Annotated in this window: 18 protein-coding genes; 16 read left to right on the top strand and 2 right to left on the bottom strand. The window is 62.1% G+C overall.

The window, feature by feature from the left end; genetic code table 11:
- Positions 1-8: 8 nt before the first annotated feature.
- Positions 9-755: an HAD family hydrolase gene (locus tag DWV48_RS04015; protein ID WP_118653559.1), complete on the bottom strand. Its 747-nt coding sequence runs from the start codon at positions 753-755 to the stop codon at positions 9-11.
- A gap of 523 nt (positions 756-1,278) precedes the next feature.
- Here DWV48_RS04015 and DWV48_RS04010 point away from each other — a divergent pair.
- The 8 genes from DWV48_RS04010 (at position 1,279) to DWV48_RS03975 (ending at position 8,460) form a co-directional block, all read left to right on the top strand.
- Positions 1,279-2,364, top strand: coding sequence for a DUF871 domain-containing protein (locus tag DWV48_RS04010; RefSeq protein ID WP_118653558.1), 1,086 nt, complete (start codon positions 1,279-1,281; stop codon positions 2,362-2,364).
- A gap of 147 nt (positions 2,365-2,511) precedes the next feature.
- Positions 2,512-3,831: a 6-phospho-beta-glucosidase gene (locus DWV48_RS04005; RefSeq protein WP_118653557.1), complete on the top strand. Its 1,320-nt coding sequence runs from the start codon at positions 2,512-2,514 to the stop codon at positions 3,829-3,831.
- 196 nt (positions 3,832-4,027) lie between these two features.
- Positions 4,028-4,333 carry a PTS sugar transporter subunit IIB gene (locus DWV48_RS04000; protein ID WP_118653556.1) on the top strand — a complete coding sequence of 102 codons (306 nt, stop codon included), beginning with the start codon at positions 4,028-4,030 and terminating at the stop codon, positions 4,331-4,333.
- A 90-nt stretch (positions 4,334-4,423) separates the two neighbouring features.
- Positions 4,424-5,845 carry a PTS sugar transporter subunit IIC gene (locus DWV48_RS03995; protein ID WP_233546129.1) on the top strand — a complete coding sequence of 474 codons (1,422 nt, stop codon included), beginning with the start codon at positions 4,424-4,426 and terminating at the stop codon, positions 5,843-5,845.
- A gap of 141 nt (positions 5,846-5,986) precedes the next feature.
- The gene (locus DWV48_RS03990) at positions 5,987-6,160 is read left to right on the top strand and encodes an LPXTG cell wall anchor domain-containing protein (protein WP_118653555.1); all 174 of its coding nucleotides are present in this window, start codon (positions 5,987-5,989) and stop codon (positions 6,158-6,160) included.
- Between the two features lie 4 nt (positions 6,161-6,164).
- Positions 6,165-7,547: a glycoside hydrolase family 1 protein gene (locus DWV48_RS03985; protein ID WP_118653554.1), complete on the top strand. Its 1,383-nt coding sequence runs from the start codon at positions 6,165-6,167 to the stop codon at positions 7,545-7,547.
- Positions 7,548-7,598: 51 nt separating this feature from the next.
- The gene (locus DWV48_RS03980; RefSeq protein WP_118653553.1) at positions 7,599-8,141 is read left to right on the top strand and encodes a DUF3284 domain-containing protein; all 543 of its coding nucleotides are present in this window, start codon (positions 7,599-7,601) and stop codon (positions 8,139-8,141) included.
- 1 nt (position 8,142) lies between these two features.
- Complete coding sequence (locus tag DWV48_RS03975) at positions 8,143-8,460, top strand: PTS lactose/cellobiose transporter subunit IIA (protein ID WP_199588892.1); 318 nt, start codon at positions 8,143-8,145, stop codon at positions 8,458-8,460.
- 105 nt (positions 8,461-8,565) lie between these two features.
- Here the strand turns inward: DWV48_RS03975 and DWV48_RS03970 are convergent, their stop codons facing one another.
- On the bottom strand, positions 8,566-9,567 hold the full coding sequence (locus DWV48_RS03970) for a LacI family DNA-binding transcriptional regulator (protein ID WP_118653552.1): 1,002 nt from the start codon (positions 9,565-9,567) through the stop codon (positions 8,566-8,568).
- A gap of 297 nt (positions 9,568-9,864) precedes the next feature.
- Between DWV48_RS03970 and rpsA the strand changes: the two genes are divergently transcribed.
- From rpsA to DWV48_RS03930, 8 genes are all read left to right on the top strand, one after another.
- Positions 9,865-11,025, top strand: a complete 1,161-nt coding sequence (gene rpsA / locus DWV48_RS03965) for a 30S ribosomal protein S1 (protein ID WP_118653551.1) — start codon at positions 9,865-9,867, stop codon at positions 11,023-11,025.
- A gap of 113 nt (positions 11,026-11,138) precedes the next feature.
- Complete coding sequence (locus tag DWV48_RS03960) at positions 11,139-11,813, top strand: HAD family hydrolase (RefSeq protein WP_118653550.1); 675 nt, start codon at positions 11,139-11,141, stop codon at positions 11,811-11,813.
- Between the two features lie 150 nt (positions 11,814-11,963).
- The gene (locus DWV48_RS03955) at positions 11,964-13,391 is read left to right on the top strand and encodes a Sapep family Mn(2+)-dependent dipeptidase (RefSeq protein WP_118653549.1); all 1,428 of its coding nucleotides are present in this window, start codon (positions 11,964-11,966) and stop codon (positions 13,389-13,391) included.
- Between the two features lie 711 nt (positions 13,392-14,102).
- Positions 14,103-15,035, top strand: a complete 933-nt coding sequence (locus DWV48_RS03950) for a phosphate ABC transporter substrate-binding protein (RefSeq protein WP_118653548.1) — start codon at positions 14,103-14,105, stop codon at positions 15,033-15,035.
- Between the two features lie 33 nt (positions 15,036-15,068).
- Positions 15,069-15,980, top strand: a complete 912-nt coding sequence (gene pstC, locus DWV48_RS03945) for a phosphate ABC transporter permease subunit PstC (protein WP_118653547.1) — start codon at positions 15,069-15,071, stop codon at positions 15,978-15,980.
- Complete coding sequence (gene pstA / locus DWV48_RS03940) at positions 15,973-16,914, top strand: phosphate ABC transporter permease PstA (RefSeq protein WP_233546127.1); 942 nt, start codon at positions 15,973-15,975, stop codon at positions 16,912-16,914. Before pstC ends, pstA begins: the two co-directional genes overlap by 8 nt.
- A gap of 62 nt (positions 16,915-16,976) precedes the next feature.
- The gene (gene pstB, locus DWV48_RS03935; protein WP_118653628.1) at positions 16,977-17,786 is read left to right on the top strand and encodes a phosphate ABC transporter ATP-binding protein PstB; all 810 of its coding nucleotides are present in this window, start codon (positions 16,977-16,979) and stop codon (positions 17,784-17,786) included.
- 249 nt (positions 17,787-18,035) lie between these two features.
- A complete protein-coding gene (locus DWV48_RS03930; RefSeq protein ID WP_118653546.1) occupies positions 18,036-20,048 on the top strand; it encodes an ABC-F family ATP-binding cassette domain-containing protein in 2,013 nt (670 codons plus the stop codon).
- Positions 20,049-20,085 lie beyond the last annotated feature (37 nt).

Genomic DNA, 20,085 nt, shown 5'->3' with positions numbered 1-20,085 from the left:
CCATGGCGTCAGTCGCCCGTGCAGAACCGCTCTTCGATCTCGTCAAAGCCCTTGGCGAAGTCCGCCATGCTGCCGCACCAAAGGGCGTGCGGCTGGTTGCCGTTGCCCACGTAGGCGGTCTTGAGCCCGATTGCGGGGGAGGGGAAGTCGCGCTTGGGGTCGTTGCCTACCATGAGCGTCTCCTCGGGGGCGAGTCCGAGTTTGCCGAGCGCCTCGAGGTAGTAGCCGGAGCACGGTTTACAGCGCGTCGAGTTCTCCCAGGTGGTCACGAGCTCGAAGGGCATGTAGAGCATGTCGCCCCAGCCCATGCGACACTCGATGCAGGCGCGCGAGAAGCTCGGGTTGGTGAGGAGGGCGATGCGCATCCCGCGATTGAGTACGGCCTCAATCGCCTCGTGGGCTCCCTCGCGCGGACGCGCGGCGATGAGGCGGTCGTTCTTTTTGGGGAGGATCTCGCGCTCGTAGAACTCGAGCATGTCGAGGATTGCGGGCTCGAGCAGGGGCACGCCACAGCGGCGCTCGACCTCATCGGCGAAAAACCGCTGGTTCGTCCGTATGTCGCCCTCGGCGCGCTCTCCGTTGTTGAGCTCCAACATGGCACTTCCCACCGAGGTGAAGAGCGCCACGGTACTCTTGCGTGCCGCTTGGGCGAGAAGGTTTGCCTCATCAAGTGCGAACATGCCGATGAAGGCGTTCAGGTTGATGCTGAGCAGCGTGTCGTCCATGTCGAAAACAACCGCTTTGAGAGCCGTCATGAACGCCTCCTTTCCGTTTATATGGGCATGTTTATGAATTATGCCCATAATCGCTGCGTTCCAGCCATGGAAATGAATGAGGGCTGCAATCTCCTTGTGGCATGGCGGGGGAGGGTGGCCTCGAAGTACCTGAGCCACGCTTTCCCGCCGTTGCCCTGCATCGTCCCTCGTACCTTCGCATCGCCTTAGCCGCGACCGGGCGGGGCGTCGTCTCCCTCATGGCCCTTCGCCGCCGTCGTCTCTGCGCGCGACATGTCGGTGGCTAGCCGGAGACGTTTTTCGTCGCTTGCCCCCATCCGCTCACCGGTAAATCGCTACCGTTCGCGGTTTTACTCGATTATGCAGACTAAAATTAAATCGATACAAATAGCTGGCATTACGCCAAGAAATAGCGTCTTAGCACCTGAGAGGGGTGGAGTATTCCTACTGCCGGACTCCAATTGAATCGATATAATTCCAACCATCAGATGCACACAATTGCCGTGTGCGCCGACGCAGGCCACGTGAGGAAGGACGTCCGCGTATGAAGTGGGGTATCTCCCTGTATCCGGAGCATTCGACGGTTGAGCAGGATTGCGCATACATCGAGCGCGCCGCGGCACACGGCTTTAGCCGCATCTTCTCCTGCCTGCTGTCGGTCGAGGGGGATCCCGATCAGGTCAAGCGCGAGTCTGCCGAGCTCACCTCCTGCGCCCACGCGAACGGCATGGAGGTCGTCTTCGACGTCGCTCCCAACGTCTTCGCCAAACTCGGCATCTCCTATGACGACCTCTCGTTCTTCCACGAGATCGGCGCCGACGGCATCCGCCTCGACGAGCCCTTCCAGCCCAGCCAGGTCGCCGACATGACCCGTAACCCCTACGGTCTCATGATCGAGCTCAACGCCAGCTGCGCCGATGGCATCCTGCCCGCGACGCTCGCGCATGATCCCGATCGTGCGCGCCTCATTTCCTGTCATAACTTCTATCCGCAGCGATTTAGCGGTCTTGACACCGCGTTCTTTGAGCGCGAGAGCGCAATCGTCTGCGAGCTTGGCGTGAACCTCGCCGCGTTCATCGGCATCCCCCGCGCCGATGCCTTCGGCCCCTGGCCCCTGCGTGAGGGCCTCGTCACCCTCGAGTGCCATCGCGAGCTTCCGCTCGACTTCCAGGCGCGCCACCTGTCTGCCATTGGCCTGGTCGACGACATCATCATCTCCAACTGTTTTGCCACCGAGGAGGAGCTGGCTTCTATTGAGCAGATCGATCGCTCCCTCGTCCAGATGCGTCCTGTCGCCGATTCCGGCTTGACCGACAACGAGCGCATGGTCGCTCTCTATCCCAAGCACAAGGTCCGCGGCGACCTGAGTCCCTATCTGCTGCGCAGCACGTGGTCACGCGTCGAGTTCGCCGACCTCGACATCCCGGTGCGTCCGGTCGGCCGCGACCTCAAGCGCGGCGACGTGGTGGTTGTCAACAACGCCAGCCCCCGCTATAAGGGTGAGCTGCAGCTGGTGTTGCAGGACATGCCCGACGACGGCACGCGCAACGTGGTTGGCACCTTGCCCGCCTACGAGCAGATGCTGCTCGACCACCTGGATTCCTGGTCGCGCTTCGGCATCTTGCTCTAGGGAAGTACAACGTAACCCAAGAGCTGTTATTCAACCCGTCACACGCCATCGACAAAAGGCAGGACGGCCTCAAGGGCGAGCAGCCTAATTGAGGAATATCGCGTTGAGCAGATCATCCTGAACTTGTTGAAGAGGAGGAGAGGACTTATGGCAAACGGTATCAAGATCGCGACCATCGGCGGCGGCTCGAGCTACACCCCCGAGCTGGTCGAGGGCTTCATCAGGCGCTATGAGAACCTTCCCGTGGACGAACTGTGGCTCGTCGACATCCCGGAGGGCCAGGAGAAGCTCGACACGGTGGGCGCACTGGCCCAGCGCATGGTCAAGCGCGCCGGCCTTCCCACCAAGGTCGTCCTCACGACCGATCGCCGCGCCGCGCTCGACGGCGCCGACTTCGTGACCTCTCAGGTCCGCATCGGCCGTCTTCCCGCCCGCGTGCTCGACGAGCGCATCCCGCTGTCCCACGGCATGCTCGGCCAGGAGACGAACGGCGCCGGCGGCATGTTCAAGGCGTTCCGCACCATCCCGGTCATCCTCGACTTTGTCCGTGAGGTTCAGGAGCTCTGCCCCGATGCGTGGATGATCAACTTCTCCAACCCCTCCGGCATGATCGAGGAGGCCATCCTCAACTACACCGACTTCGACCGCGCCATCGGCCTGTGCAACGTGCCCATCAACATGCACGCCGGTATCGCCCGCGTGCTCGACGTCGATGAGAGCCGTCTCGAGCTCCAGCTCCAGGGCGTGAATCACTTCGTCTTCGCCACCGGTGTGTTCGTGGATGGCGTCTCCGTCATCGACGAGGCGGTCGAGAAGTACGCCCACGTCTCCGAGGACGAGGCCCTCTTCATGAAGAACTTCATGTCCATCCCGTTCTCGCCGGCGTTCATCCGCGGCATCCGCGCGATTCCGTGCCCCTACCACAACTATTACTTCCATACCGACGAGATGCTCGCCGAGGAGCTCAAGGAGTTCGAGGAGGGCGACGTCCGCGGCGAGGTGGTCTCCCGCCTCGAGGACGAGCTCTTCGAGATCTACCGCGACGAGAATCTCGACATCAAGCCCAAGCAGCTCGAGCAGCGCGGCGGCGCCCGCTACAGCGATGCCGCCTGCAGCCTCATCGAGTCCATCCACACCAACCGCGGCGACATCCAGTACGTCGACGTCCGCAACGACGGCTGCATCGAGGGCCTGCCCTCGACGAGCGCCGTCGAGGTGGCGTGCCGCATCACCGCCGACGGCCCCAAGCCGCTCACCACGGGCGAGCTCAAGCCCCGCATCGCCGGCTACGTGCAGATGATGAAGGGCTTCGAGCGCATGGTGGTCGAGGCGGCGATTACTGGCGACCGCGACCTTGCCGTCGCGGCGCTCGAGATGAACCCGCTGTGCCCCTCCGACAAGCTCGCCAACATCGTGGTGGATGAGCTTATCGAGGCCCACAGGCAGTACCTGCCCCAGTTCGCTTAAGGGGCCTGCGCGAGGCGGTCCGGGCGGGCGACCCCCTGCCCACCCGCCGCTTGCGCGGCGCACGTCAACTTTCGTTGGGTATTCCTCGCTCCACGGCGTATCATCAAGGTGGGGTGATGAGAATATTGCGGTCGCATTTCCACGGCCGCGCAATGTCGTTCCCGCACCGCGCGGGAGAAGGAAAGGAGGAGAGCTCATGGTCAACATTCTGCTTTGCTGCTCCGCAGGCATGTCCACGAGCCTGATGGTCTCCAAGATGCAGGCGAGCGCCGAGGAGCGCGGCATCGAGGCCACCATCTGGGCCGTGCCCGAGGCCGAGGCTCAGGCGAACGCCGAGAAGGCCGACGTCATCCTGCTCGGTCCGCAGGTTCGTTTCCTGCTGGACAAGGTCAAGTCGGTCGCCGGCGACACGCCGGTCGAGGTCATCGACATGATGGCATACGGCATGATGGACGGTGCCAAGGTCCTCGATCAGGGTCTCAAGCTCATCGGCCACGAGTAATCGGCCGCGCGCCCGGCGCGCCCGAACCCGCGGGGGCACCCGCATCCGTGTCTATTCGATCATCACCCCACTTTTTTAAGGAGAGACGACATGGCATCACCCATGGACGGTTTCATGCACTGGATGGAGACCAAGTTCATGCCGATCGCGCAGAGGATCGGCAATCAGCGTCACCTCGTCGCCATCCGTGACGGCTTTATCTCCATCATGCCGGTCACGATGGCCGGCTCCGTCGCAACGCTTCTGAACGTGTTCTTCCGTGACCTCCCCAACACCTGGTGGGGCGCGGGCAACGCCTTCACCGAGGCCTGCACCCAGCTCATCAACGTCAACGTGAACGTGTACAACGGCTCCATCTCCATTCTCGCGCTCTGCTTCGCGTTCACCCTCGGCTACCACCTCTGCAAGTCCTATGACGTCTCGCCGATTTCCGGCGGCGCCGTCTCCCTGGCTTCCGTCGTTGCCACGATGAACTTCGCCCCGAGCTTCGCCTACACCCTGGCCGACGTCACCCCCGATGCGGTCAAGGCTCTCGAGGCCGCCGGCCTCACCGGTCTTACGGTGACGGACGCCGGTGCGGTTACGATGGACGTTGTGGGCTCGAGCATGATCTCCACGGCGCTCACCAGCGCCACGGGCCTGTTCACCGCCCTGATCTTCGGCCTCGTCTGCACGATGATCTACATCAAGCTCATCCAGGCCAAGCTCACCATCAAGCTGCCCGATTCCGTGCCGCCCGCGGTCAACAGCGCCTTCGTGGCCATGATCCCCGGCGTCGCGGCGATCTTCGTGTCCGCCATCATCACGCAGATCTGCGTCGTCGTCTCCGGTTCCTACCCGAACGACCTCATCTCCGAGTTCATCCAGCGCCCGCTGCTCGGCATGTCCTCCGGCTTCTTCACGGTCCTGCTCGTCGAGTTCCTGGCCCAGCTCTTCTGGTTCTTCGGCATTCACGGCATGAACGTCCTCGCCCCCATCACCGAGGGCATCTACACCCCCGCTCTGCTCGAGAACCTCGCCGTCTGGAACGCCACCGGCGACCTCTCCCAGCTTCCCTACATGTGGACCCGCGGCTCCTTCGACGCTTACACCATGATGGGTGGCTCCGGTCTTACCCTCGGCCTGATCATCGCCATCCTCTTTTTCTCCAAGCGTGAGGATTCCAAGACCATCGCCAAGTTGGCCGCTCCCATGGGCGTGTTCAATATCAACGAGCCCATCATCTTCGGCATGCCCATCGTGCTGAACCCGATCTACTTCTTCCCGTGGCTGCTCGTCCCGGTGATCACCGCCGCTATCGCGCTCGGCTTCACCTACGCCGGCATCATTCCGCCGGTCTACATCCAGGTTCCCTGGATTATGCCCGTTGGCCTGTACGCCTTCTTCGCCACCGGCGGCAACGTCATGGCCGCGCTCGTCGCGCTCCTGAACCTCGCTGTCTCCTTCATCATCTGGCTCCCGTTCGTCATCCTTGCGAACAAGGAGCAGGAGAAGACCGAGGCCGCTGCCTAGGCGTTAAGGGCTTCGGCTTTCAACGATTGATTCGCGTGGCCCACAGTGGTTGCATATGCTCCATGCGGGTCACGCCCGTCGGCCGCCGGTGGTCTGCTGACTCGCCGGTGGCCCTTTTACCTAGAGGAAGGTTTGCTACTCATGGGATTTCGATCTCCTTGGGCCGTTTTCATCATGGGCCTGGGCTTCTTCTTCATCGTGATGTCGAATTTCGGTGCCGCCGCCGGCTCTGAGATGAGCCTCGGCCTGCTCGTGGGCGGCTTGGCGATCGTCATCGTGAGCGGCATCTACCTGTTCGTGAAGAGAAAGAGGTAAGACGATGGACGTCAAGTTCCCGGAAGGGTTCTACTTCGGTAGTGCCACGAGCGCGGCCCAGGCGGAGGGCGCCCATACCGCCGATCACAAGGCCCCGGATATCTGGGACCTCTGGTTCGAGGAGGAGCCCTACAAGTTCCACGGCGGCGTCGGTCCAGCCGACACGTCGACGTTCTTCGAGCATTGGCGCGAGGATATCGAGCTGCTGCACGAGACGGGGCAGAACTCCTTCCGCACCTCGATCAGCTGGTCGCGCCTGCTGCCCGATCCGGAGGGCGACCCCAACCCCGAGGCCGTCGAGTTCTACCGCAACGTGTTCGGCACGCTGCGCGACGAGGACATCGAGCCCTTCGTGAACCTGTTCCACTTCGACATGCCCGTCGCCCTGCAGGAGCGCGGCGGCTGGGAAAGCCGCGAGGTCGTCGACCTCTACGAACGCTATGCCCGCATTGCGTTCGAGCTGTTCGGCGACGTCGTCAAGCGCTGGTACACGTTCAACGAGCCCATCGTGCACGTGGAGTGCGGCTATCTGCAGCAGTACCACTATCCCTGCAGGGTCGACCCTAAGGCCGCGGCACAGGTTGCCTACCACACGGCGCTCGCCAGCGCGCTGGCTGTCCGTGCCTGCCATGAGGTCCTGCCCGACGCCAAGATCGGCATCGTGCTCAACCTCACGCCCGCCTATCCGCGTTCCGAAAATCCCGCCGACGCTCGCGCCGCCCACATCGCCGAGCTCTTCGCCAACAAGAGCTTCCTGGACCCGAGCGTGCACGGCGCTTACGATCCCGAGCTCGTCGAGCTCATCAAGAAGCACGGCCTCATGCCCGTGGTCGACGAGACCGATCTCGCCATCATCCGCGACAACACGGTGGATTACCTGGGCGTTAACTTCTACCAGCCCTTGCGCGTCTGCGCCCGTGCGAGCCTGCCCAACCCCGAGGCGCCCTTCATGCCCACGTACTACTACGACGTGTACGCCATGCCGGGTCGTCGCATGAACCCGCACCGCGGCTGGGAGATCTATCCGCACGCGCTGTACGACATCGCCATCAACCTGCGCGACAACTACGGCAACATTGAGTGGATCGTGTCTGAGAACGGCATGGGTGTCGAGGGCGAGGAGAAGTTCCGCGGACCCGATGGCGCCATCCAGGACGACTATCGCATCGACTTCATCAAGGAGCACCTGACCGAGCTCGCCCGCGGCATCGATGAGGGCTCCAACTGCATCGGGTATCATCTCTGGACGTTCATCGATTGCTGGAGCTGGCTGAACGCCTACAAGAACCGCTACGGCCTGGTTGAGCTCGACCTCGAGACGCAGGAGCGCCGCATTAAGAAGAGCGGTCGCTGGTACAAGCAGCTCGCCGAGTCCCGCGGCTTCTAGCGACACGAGGGCGCCCTTGCGCGTGGCGGGGCGCCCCTATGAGGAGGGTTAATGAAAGTACAGGTCAAGATGGGCATCAGTGCCGATGACCTCTTCGAGAGCATCGTCACGTCGGTGCTTTACGACGCCGAGCAGGCGCGCGGCAAGAAGGTGCCGGCAAAGAAGCTCAAGGCGGGGTTCACCTATCAGAAGACGCTAAACGCCAAGCTCGGCGGTGCCCAGCATGTCACCACCAAGATCACCGAGTTCGAGCCCCCGCGCCTGTACGCCGCCTCCATCACCTCGTCGCGCGGCGTCAACACCGTGCGCTACGAGATTGAGCCCATCGAGGGACAGGACGCCATCAGCGTCGTCTACGAGGAGGGCTACGAGGGTGATAAGACCCTCAACGACCTCAACGGCAAGCTCATGGGCACTCTGTACAGCCCCTTTGCCAAGCGTAAAATCAAGAAGCGTCTGCGTGACATGGAGGCCTACATCAAGGCGAACGGCGCTTCCGTCCGAGACGACGAGTCCGATTCGGTATCCGCCAACGGCGAACTGCCGGAGGAGGGCCAAAGTGCGGCTGTCAACGCCGCGGAGAGCGAGGAATAACATGGAAGACATGAACAAGATCGAGATGGCCTGCTTCGAGATCATCGCCAACGTGGGCTCCGCCCGCAGCTGCTTCATCGAGGCCATCGACCTCGCCGGCGAGGGCAAGATCGATGAGGCCGAGGCCCGCGTCGTCGAGGGCGAGCAGTTCTTCCTGGTCGGTCACGCTAAGCACGGCGAGATGATCGCCCAGGAGGCCTGCGGCGACCACATCGACCCGAGCATCATCCTCATTCACGCCGAGGATCAGCTCATGAGCGCCGAGACCTTCAAGATCTTGGCCGGCAAGTTCATCGACCTTGCGAAGAAGAACGCCTAGGCGCGCTCAACGATCGACCGTTATCTTGCAGAAACGCGATGGCCCTGCAACCCAAGTCGGTTGCGGGGCCATCGCGTTATGGGCCGGGCGCCAATTACCAGTGCGCTATGCGTCCAGGCCGATGATGGAGGGCAACCAGGCGATGTCCTCGTCGGTATACGTGATGCGACCCCTGCCCAAACGCCCCTCTTGAATCATGGAGAGGATCTCGCGCGCGGCGTTCGTACCGATTTCGAGCGAGGGCGGGCACACCGTGGTGATGCTCGGGTGAAAGTAGGTCTTGGTGTCCAGGTAGTCATAGCATGCGAACGAGATGTCTTCGCCGATGCGCAGCCCAAGCTCGTTTAACGCCTGCTGGGCGCCTTGACTACGCCCGTAGTTGAGTGCGAAGACACAGTCCACGTGATCCTCGCAGACGAGGTGCATCATGTCGCGATACCCGCATTCGCGCGGATAGTCGCCAATGCGCACCACGGCGTTGTTGCGCGGCAGGCCCGCCTCGTCAAATGCCTCGAGCACACCTGCCAAGCGCTCGCGCGAGACGTATTCCTCTTGGATGCCGGCGAGCACGCCAATGCGTGCGTGGCCTGCGTGTATGATGCGGCGCGTCACTTCGCGGCAGCTTTTGCGATTGGCGGCGAGCATGTTGTCGACACATGGATAGGGAAGGGGGTTGGATATGGAGATGGTTGGGATCCCGCTCTGCTCGATGAGCTTGCGTGCGCGTTCGTCCTCAATCGCCTCGAAGAGGATGAGGCCGTCCACGCGGCGGTCGATGAGATTTTCGAGCTTGCGGATGAAGACCTCGCGATCCTCGCGAAATCCAGAGAGGATGATATTGTAGTCATTGAGCTCCATCTCGCGTTCCACCTGCGCAACAACGCTCACGGCAAAGTGGTTCAGCATATTGTTGATAAGCAGACCGATGGACATGCTCTGGTTGGAGCGCAAGCTGCGGGCAAGGTAGTTGCTGCGGTACCCGAGTTCCTCAATCGCCGCCTCGACGCGAGATTGATTGCCCGCTTTGAGTTGATGGCCGTTGAGGTAGCGCGAGACCGTTCCCGCCGACACACCGGCCCGCTTGGCGACTTCTTGGATGGTGGACACAAGGGCTCCTGGAATTGAATCGATTTGTGTATAGCATTTTACGTGAGGGCTCGAGGAAGGGGCGCGCCATTCGCGAAAGGTTTATTGCCGAGTACGAAAAAATCGCAGTTGACGCTTGAAAACGACTTTGTTTCCACGTAATCTACTGTTTCGTGAATGCATATGCTTCACATTAGTATCTGTCGGCCCCCGAGATTGTTCCAAACGGTGCGCGCGCGCTGGCGATTATCGCCTTAAGGCTCGCAACCATCTGCAGGTCAGGTAATCGGGGCCCCGTAGTTCGAAAGGGGTCCACCTTTGAGTGAGATTCAGAACTCGTCCATCTTCTCCCTCGACGACGTCGATACCGAGGAGATGAACAACCTCATCGACAACTCCATCACCGATTTCGATGAGGGTGACCTGGTCAACGGCACCGTTGTGAAGATCGAGCGCGATGAGGTCCTCGTCGACATCGGCTTCAAGTCCGAGGGCGTCATTCCTGTCCGCGAGCTCTCCATCCGTAAGGACGCCAACCCTGCCGACCTCGTTGCGCTGGGCGACTCCATCGAGGCGCTCGTGCTCCAGAAGGAGGACAAGGACGGTCGTCTGGTTCTCTCCAAGAAGCGCGCCGAGTACGAGCGTGCCTGGAATCGCATCGAGGAGAAGTTCAACGCCGGCGAGAACGTCGAGGGCGAGGTCATCGAGGTCGTCAAGGGCGGTCTTATCCTCGACATCGGCCTGCGCGGCTTCCTGCCCGCTTCCCTCGTTGACCTTCGCCGCGTGAAGGATCTCACCTCCTACCTCGGCACCTCTATCGAGGCTCGCGTCATCGAGATGGATCGCAACCGCAATAACGTCGTGCTCTCCCGTCGCGTGGTGCTCGAGGAGTCCCGCAAGGCCGAGCGCTCCGAGATCCTCTCCAAGCTCAAGAGCGGTATGCGTCTCAAGGGCACCGTTTCCTCCATCGTGGACTTCGGCGCCTTCGTGGATCTGGGCGGCATCGACGGCCTCATCCACATCTCCGAGCTCTCTTGGAACCACGTCAACCACCCCTCCGAGGTCGTCAAGGTCGGCCAGGAGGTCGAGGTCGAGGTTCTCGACGTCGATCTGAATCGCGAGCGCATCTCCCTCGGTCTCAAGCAGACCACCGAGGATCCGTGGCGCGCGCTCGTCAAGAAGTACCCCGTCGGCGCCATCGTCGAGGGCACCGTCACCAAGCTCGTGCCCTTCGGCGCGTTCGTTGACCTCGGTGACGGCATCGAGGGCCTGGTCCACATCTCCGAGATGGCTAACAAGCACGTTGACCAGCCGGCCCAGGTCACCGCTGTGGGTGCCAAGGTCCAGGTCAAGGTCATGGAGATCGACCTCGATCGTCGTCGCATCTCCCTCTCCATGAAGTCTGCTGCCGAGACCCTCGGCATCGAGATCGAGGTCACCCCGCTCGAGGGTGAGGAGAAGGCCGAGGACGCCGAGTAGCATTCCGGTGTAGCGCCTTTGAACCTTAGGTTCGCTGCAGACCCCGACGGGCACGGGCCCGTCGGGGTCTTTTCATCCCAAATGGCATATATGGACGTTGAAGGGAGCCGTATATGATCGCCGACTCCGAGATGCCCACGCGTCTTCGAGACCGTTCCGTCGTCCTCTTCGACTTCGATGGCACGCTGGCAGACACTGGCGGAGCCGTCATGCGAACTGCGCGCGCCGTGCTCCGCGCGCGGGGCATCGAGCCCACCGATGCCGATTTACGCAAGCTCCTGGGCCCGCCGCTCGTGTCGGGATTCGAGCGCGCGTTCGGCGTGACGCACGACACTGCGCTCTCACTCACTCAAGAGTATCGCGAGCTGTTCGACAAGACCGTCACTCCCTCCGACTTCCCGCCAATCGACGACGTGCCCTTCCTGCTCGATCGTCTAACGCTTGCGGGGCGGCGTATGTCGATCGCGACGTCGCGTAAGGAGTCGGGTGCTCGGAGTATGGTCGATCAGCTCGGCTGGACCGATCGGTTCGAGTGCGTCATGGGCCTCAATGAGCCCGTTCGCCTCACCAAGGCGGACTCCATCCGCGATGCCCTCGAGTATATGGGCGTTGACGCCGCCGACGTTGTGATGGTTGGGGACCGCCTCAACGATATCGAGGGTGCCCACGCCTGCGGTGTCCCCTGTATCGGCGTGTACACGGGTGCCGCCCAACTCGGTGAGCATGATGCCGCGGATGTGTCTTGCGGTTCTATGCTCGAGGTGGCGCGCGTGCTGGGTGTGGCCTAGCGGAATCGCGGCCCGCACCTCGGTCGCGCCGCGCCGCTTGTTTGCCGAGAGACCCGGGTCCGCTTGCCGAGGGTTTGCTCACGGGCTTTGCCCCATCCGGTTTATGGGGCACAATGGTCTAGATTGAACGTCTTCATGAAGGGAGTGCCCATGCGCACTGGAAGTATGGATGACATTGAGGCATATGTCGATGAGGTCTGGGAGGATGTGGTGGCCGACATCGCCGCCCTCGTCGCGCATCCTTCGGTCGCCGATGCTGGGAAATCGATGCCCGGCGCTCCTTTCGGTGCCACCGTGCGAGATGCCCTCGACTGCGCTCTCGACATCGCCCATCGCCTTGGATACGAGACGGGGGACGATGGGGGCTACGTCGGCATCGCCGATATCGCGGGGGAGCTTGATGGGCACATCGCTACGATAGCGCATGTCGACGTCGTTCCCGCTGGTCCCGGTTGGGCAACCGACCCCTATGTGATGGAGCGCCGCGAGGGTTGGCTGCTTGGCCGCGGCGTGATCGACGACAAGGGCCCGGCGGTGCTCTCGCTATACGCCGGTGCATACCTGCTGAGCCGCGGTATCAAGCCCCGCTACGGTTTCCGTGCGCTTTTGGGGTGCGATGAGGAGGTCGGGATGACCGACGTCCACCATTACCTCGAGTCTCATGAGCAGCCGCTGTTCCTCTTCACGCCGGATGCAGAGTTTCCCGTTTGCAATGCCGAGAAGGGTTGCTTTGGCGGCATGTTCGTGAGTGCGCCTATCAAAGACGGCGCCATCGAGTCGTGGAGTGGCGCGGATGCCACCAATGCCATTCCGAGCGAGTCGGTGTGTGTGCTTGCAGTCCCCGTCTCTGAGCTTCCCGCACCGCGGTCTCATGCGGAGCGCTTGACGGTTGAGCCGCTCGGGGAGGGGCGGTCCCGCATTTTCGCCAAGGGCATCGGCGGACATGCTTCGCTGCCTCAGGGTACCGTCAATGCCATTGCTCTGATTGTCGACTATCTGCAGGAGATCTCGGCCGAGCGGCCCGATCTCCTCTCTGAAGGCGAGCGCACCTATCTCAACCTGCTTTCCATCGTGCATGAGGGAACGGCAGGCGAGGGTTTGGGCATCGAGGCTGAGAGCGCGGCTTTCGGTCCGCTCACCTGCAACGCGGGCACGATCAAGGTTTCTGACGGGCGTATCTCGCAGACCATCGACGTTCGCTATCCCGATTCGATCACCTGCGACGAGATGTCCATGATCTGCCGTGCCCACGCGGCGCGGTATGGTGCAGAATTCGTGCTCGACAGCACCAAGGAGCCGTTCTCGACCTCGGCGGAGAGCCCCGCCGTGCAAGCGCTGCTCGACACATATCGCGAGGTTACGGGCAAACATGCCGAGCCGTTCTCCATGGGAGGCGGCACTTATGCCCGCAACTTCAAGAGTGCGGTGTCGTTCGGCCCCGAGGACAACGACCTCGAACTTCCCGAGTGGGCAGGCACCATGCACGGTCCCAACGAGGCGGCGAACGAGGCGCTTTTGCGCGACGCTCTCAAGATGTATATCTTGGCTATTCTTCGCCTCAACGAGCTCGAGCTGTAAGAGACGCGGGCACCGCGGAGAATGAGCCACGGTGCCCCATTGCACGTGTGTATCGTATGCATGCAGGGATAGGACGGGAGGCAATCGTGCCCAATTTCTGGGAGCAAATCTTCGGCTTCGTGATCATTGCGCTTTCCATGGTGTTTGGCGGCTACCTGTACCGCAGACGCCATGGCGACGACTCGGGACGAACGGGTACCGCGGGCCGCTCGAGGACGAAACGTCCCCGTAAGAGGGGTTAAAAAATAGAATATGAGCGGTTATCCCGGCTCGCCGTATGCACACGCTTTAGCTGGACCATATCCGCATGATTCGACGGAAGAACGTGCGTGTATATTCAGCTGTTGCCAAATAAACCCCTCACTTTTTAAATAAAGACCCCCTTTATCGGCTTGGAACATGCTTCAAACGCCGTTCGCCCTCGAATGGGCAGGGGGAATGTGGCGGGTTGGCCGGGTGGTTGTCCACGGCATAACGCATGGGCGTCAATCTCAGTCGTCTATGTAAGCCGCGGGTAAGCTGGGGCGCAGCGGGCGGTAATGGATGGTCAGAGAGCCGTAAGAGACGGCGAACGTGGAGGAATGGGCGGCGAACGCGCGGTATTGTGCTTGCGGTACGACGGATGGGGAGTTGAAGGTTCCCCATTGGGGCCTTAAGGACACGCCCCGGACCGTCCGCGCATTGCGCACGTTTGCTCTCGAAGGGAGAACCATGTTCGATTATTCCTGCTCTCGCCGCTCCTTCCTCGGTCTCGCTGGCAGTCTTGCCGCTGTCGCCGGTCTTGGTCTGGCTGGCTGCGGTGGCTCTGACGCTCCCGCTGCCGGCTCTGCCGATGCCGCCGCTACCGTGACGGGCGAGGTCACCTATGACGGTGCCTCCTCCTTCCAGGCGCTCGTCGAGGCTGCGGCCGAGCAGTTCATGAACGAGAACCCCGACTGCGTCATCTCTGGTTCCGGCAATGGTTCCGGCGCCGGCCTCACCGCCGTTTCCTCCGGAACCGTGACCATCGGCAACTCCGACGTCTTCGCCGAGACCAAGCTCGATGCCGACGCTGCCGCCAAGCTCGTCGACCATGAGGTCGCCGTCGTGGGCATGGGCCCGATCGTCTCCAAGAACGTTACCGTCGACGACCTGACCCTCGAGCAGCTCAAGGGAATCTTCGGCGGCACCATCACCAACTGGAGCGAGGTCGGTGGTGACGACGCTGAGATCGTCGTCGTCAACCGCAAGGAGGGGTCCGGCACCCGCGCCACCTTCGAGGCCGCCGTCTTCGGTGACGAGAAGAATACCTATAAGCCGGCTCAGCCCGAGCAGGACAAGTCCGGCGACGTCCAGACCCTCATGGGCTCCACCGATAACGCCATTTCCTACATCGACTTCTCCCACTTCGATGACTCCAAGTTCACCGCCATCAAGGTGGGCGGCGTGGAGCCGGAGAGCAAGAACGTCCTCGACAACAGCTTCCCCATCTGGGCGACCGAGCACATGTACTGCGCCGAGGATGCCGACGACGCCACCAAGGCGTTCCTCGATTACATGCTCTCCGACGACGTCCAGGGCTCCCTCGTTGAGGAGCAGGGCTTCATCCCCGTCTCCGAGATGCTGGTGACCAAGGATGCCGAGGGCAAGGTCTCCAAGAAGTAACTGTTGAAGTCACGAATTCTCGAAAGGTGCGGTATGGCAAAGCACATGCCCAAGCGCAACCTTGAGAGGGTCGGTCAGGGCGTCACGGGCGCGTGTGTAGCGCTCGTGACGCTTCTTGTCCTTGCGCTGATCGTCATGGTGGCGCAGAAGGGCATCTCGACCTTCGTCAAGGACGGTGTCGACGCCGTTGGGTTCTTTACCGGGACTGATTGGAGCCTCGCCAATGTCGACGAGGCGACGGGATTGCCGCAGACCGGCGCGCTTCCGCTCATCATCACGTCTTTTGCGGTCACGCTGCTTTCGACGGCAATTGCGCTTCCCATCGCGATTGGTTCCGCCATCTTTGCGGTTGAGATCGCCCCGGCGTTCGGAAAGCGCGTGTTCCAACCCATGGTCGAGCTGCTGGTGGGTATCCCGTCGGTCGTGTTCGGTCTCATCGGCTTCCATGTGGTGGTCGCCGCTTGTAAGGCCGTGTTTGGGACGCAGACGGGCATGGGTATCCTGCCCGGTGCCATCGTGCTCTCCGTCATGATCTTGCCTACCGTCACGACGCTTTCCATGGACGCGCTGCGCGCCGTACCCGATGGATATCGTCAGGGCTCGCTCGCCCTAGGCTATACCCGCTGGCAGACGATTTGGCACGTGGTGCTCAAGAGCGCCCTTCCCTCGCTCATGACCGCGGTTATTCTCGGCATGACGCGCGCCTTTGGCGAGACGCTCGCGGTGCGTATGGTCATCGGTGGCGCGGAGGTCATGCCCGCATCCCTGTTGTCACCGGCATCCACCATCACGACCACGCTTACCACCAGCATGGCGATCTATGCGGATGGCTCCGTGCAAAAGGACGTCCTGTGGTCGCTGGGCCTGCTGCTCATGGGTATGTCGCTCATTTTCATCCTGATCATCCATCTCATTGGCAAGAAGGGGGCGAACGCCCGTGGCTGATATCTCTCAGGCGGCGTCCGCTCAGATGGGGGACATGCGTATCATTCGCCGTTCCCGCCGAGCCGATCGCTTCGCAACCGTGGCGCTTGCCGCCATCGCGGGACTCGTCATGCTCATCGTGGTCTCGATGGTCGCCTATATCCTTTATGAGGGCCTTTCGACCTTGTTCACTCCTGGGTTCCTCACGCAGCCCAGCCGCTCCAACGGCGCTGCCGGTGGTGTGGCGTACCAGCTCTTCGATTCGTTCTATCTGTTGCTCATCACGCTGATCATCTCCGTTCCCGTGAGCTTGGGGGCTGCCGTGTTCCTCACGGAGTACGCACCCGACGGCCCCATCACGAGCATCGCGAGTACCGCCATCGAGACGCTGTCCTCCCTGCCGTCGATTGTCGTCGGCATGTTCGGCTTCCTCGTGTTCTCGGTGAACTTTGGCTGGAAGTACTCGATCATTTCCGGTGCGGTCGCGCTCACCATGTTCAATATCCCTATCTTGGTGCGCGTTATCCAGCAGGCCCTCGATGACGTTCCTCAGCACCAGCGCGATGCATGCCTGGCCATGGGCCTTACGCGCTGGGAGGCGACGGTCCACGTGCTGATTCCCGCCGCAATGCCCGCCATTGTGACGGGCGTGGTTCTTTCCGCCGGGCGTGTCTTCGGCGAGGCCGCGGCCCTGCTGTTCACCTCGGGCATGTCGAGCCCGGTGCGCCTGAACTTCCTCTCGCTCAACTTCTCAAGCCCCACGTGCGCATGGAACATCTTCCGACCGGGCGAGTCGCTTGCGGTGCACATTTACAAGATTTACGGTGAGGGAAGCCCCGAGGCGCAGCACATCGTATGGGGAACCGCCGCATTGCTGATGATTTGCGTCCTGCTGTTCAACGTGGCTTCTCGTTTGGCCGGTAAGGCTCTGGCGAAAAGGATGACGGCCGAATGAGTAACAAGTCTACCCAACATGACGTTTCCGCCCCCGTGGAGTCGAGTGCGTCCGAGGCCTTCATGGATAGCGTGCGCGCCGGTGCCGCCTCCGCGCAGCCTCGCGGTGCGACCGATGGCGAAGTCGTTCTCGAGGCGCGCGGCGTCAACGTGTATTACGGCGACAACCATGCGCTGCATGATACGTCCCTCGAATTCCACAAGGGCGAGATCACCGCACTCATCGGCCCTTCCGGTTGCGGCAAGTCGACGTTCCTACGCTCCCTCAACCTCATGAATCGAGAGATCCGCGGATGCCGCGTTGAGGGCGAGATCCTCTACGATGGCCGGAACATCAACACCCGCGAGGAGAACCTCTACGAGTTGCGCCGTTCCATCGGCATGGTGTTCCAGCAGCCCAATCCGTTCCGCAAGTCCATCTACGAGAACATCGTGTTCGCGCCCAAGCGCCATGGCCTCAAGGGCAAGGAGAACCTCGATGCGCTCGTGGAGGAGAGCCTGCGCGGCGCCGCCCTGTGGGACGAGGTCAAGGACAAGCTACACCAGAGCGCCTTTTCGCTTTCCGGTGGCCAGCAGCAGCGTCTGTGCATTGCGCGCACCCTCGCCATGCATCCCGACGTGATCTTGTTCGATGAACCGTGCTCTGCGCTCGACCCCATCTCCACGCTGGCGATCGAGGAGCTCATGCAGAGCATCGTGAAGGAGCGCGCCATCGTCATCGTGACGCACAACATGGAGCAGGCGAGCCGCGCCTCCAACCGAACGGCGTTCTTCTATATGGGCGACATGGTCGAGTACGGCGAGACGGAGCAGATCTTCCAGCGTCCTCGCGATAAGCGCCTGAACGACTACCTGACCGGCATGTTCTCGTAGACCGCCTATCACGCTTCGCGCCGTACCCTCGGGCATATCATCCCGTGCTCGGACAGTCCTGAACTCGCACGAAGGCCCCACTGGGGCCTTCGGCTCGTGCGGAACTGCGCGCGGGACGATATGCCCGAGGGTACGGCGCGGCACACTGTGGTTAAGTGCTCGTGTCTGCAATGTCCCGCCCCGCCTGTCTCGGGTAGACGCCCTGCTAAGATGGATGGCTGTAAATACGATAGCGAGGAGCGTTTCGATATGGCCATTCTGCTCGGTTGCGACAGCGTGCATCTTGAGTTTCCTACCAAACTGATTGCGCAGAACGTGACGCTCGGCGTGAACGAGGGCGACCGCATCGGCATCGTGGGCAAGAATGGTGATGGCAAGTCGAGCCTGCTCGGCATTCTCTCGGGTGCGATCGAGCCTGACGCCGGACGCGTGACGCGCCGTCGTGATGTGACGGTGGGCGTCCTCGGTCAGCGCGATGCGCTTGATGACGGCATGACCGTGCATCGTGCTGTGGTGGGCGACCTTCCCGAATACGAGTGGGCGTCGAGCCCGCGCGTGCGTCAGATTCTTGACGGCCTTATCGCCGACGTGCCCTGGGAGGGCCTGGTGGGCGAGCTCTCTGGTGGACAGCGTCGTCGTGTGGACCTGGCGCGCCTGCTTATTGGCGACTATGACGTGCTCATGCTCGACGAGCCCACCAACCATCTGGACATGCGTACCATCAACTGGCTCGCCGAGCATTTGAAGGCGCGGTGGCAGAAATCGAGCGGCGCAATGCTCGTGGTCACGCACGACCGCTGGTTCCTCGATGAAGTCTGCACCTCCATGTGGGAGGTGCACGACGGGTGTGTCGACCCCTTTGAGGGTGGGTACTCCGCCTACATCCTGCAGCGCGTCGAGCGCGACCGTATGGCGCAGGTAACCGAGGAGCGTCGCCGCAACATGGCCCGCAAGGAGCTTGCCTGGCTCTCTCGTGGTGCGCAGGCGCGTAGTACCAAGCCTAAGTTCCGCGTTGAGGCTGCCCGCGAGCTTATTGCCGACGTGCCTCCCGTGCGCAACGAGCTCGAGCTCAAGCGTCTCGCGGTGAGCCGCTTGGGCAAGCAGGTCATCGATGTGATCGATGTGGACGCGGGTTACGCAAGCTCCTTGGCCGCCGTGCGTGGCTCCAAGGAAGGCACAAGTTCTCTTGGCGGCTCCGCCGTGCCGGACAATCCTTCTGCTGTGGGCAATTCCGCTGCGGCGGACGGCTTCGCTGCCCGCGGCGTGTCTCCTGACGCCGTGGCTTTGGGTCGTCCCGTTCTTTCCGATGTGACCTGGCTTATTGGTGCGGGCGACCGCTACGGCCTGCTCGGCGAGAACGGCGCCGGTAAGACCACCTTGCTCAATATCATCCAGGGCAAACTCAAGCCGCTCCGCGGACGCGTGAAGATTGGTTCCACGGTCCGGTTTGGCGTGCTGTCCCAGCAGCTCGACGAGTTGAAGCCCGTCGAGGACGACACCATTCGCGAGGTGCTTGCCCGCGGCAAGCGTTACGTGATGGTCGAGGGCAAGGAGACGAGCCCCGAGAAGCTGCTCGAGCGCCTCGGATTTACGCAGCAACAGATGTGGAGTCGTATCAAGGATCTTTCGGGTGGTCAGAAGCGCCGTTTGTCGTTGCTGCTGACCATTTTGGAGGAACCGAATGTCTTGATTTTGGACGAGCCGGGCAACGACCTCGATACCGACATGCTCGCTCTCGTGGAGGACCTGCTCGACAGCTGGCCGGGCACGCTCATCCTCGTGACGCACGACCGTTTCCTCATGGAACGTGTGACTGACCAGCAGTGGGCCCTCATAGGAGGCACGCTTCGCCACGTACCTGGTGGCGTGGACGAGTACCTGCGTTTGACGGAGGGCGCGTCTGCCGGCGGAGCGTCCCATCCTCAGGCGCCCGGGTTCGGTGGTGCTTTGGAAGCGGGGTCACCTTTGGGCGGCGGCGCGTCCGGTCAAGGAGCCGTCGCATCTGCCGTGGCGACACCTTCCCAGGCATGCGGACTGTCGAATGCGGAGCGCCAGCGCCTCAAGAAGGAGGTTGCTTCGCTCGAACGCAAAATGGAGACGCGTCGCGGCAAGGTCGAGGAGCTTGAGCAGGGGATGTTCGCCATCGACCCCACCGACTTCGCCGCCCTCACTGCGCAGCAGGAGGCAATTGCCCACGCTCGTGAGGAGCTTGATGAGCTCGAGATGGCTTGGCTCGAGGCCAGCGAGCAGCTCGAGGGCTAATGCGTATAACGTACTTGCCTCCTCGTGCATGATGTGA

Source organism: Collinsella sp. AF08-23 (assembly GCF_003479805.1).
GTDB lineage: Bacteria > Actinomycetota > Coriobacteriia > Coriobacteriales > Coriobacteriaceae > Collinsella.
Note: the sequence above shows the minus strand (reverse complement) of the source record. Positions and strands in the feature narration are given on the sequence as shown.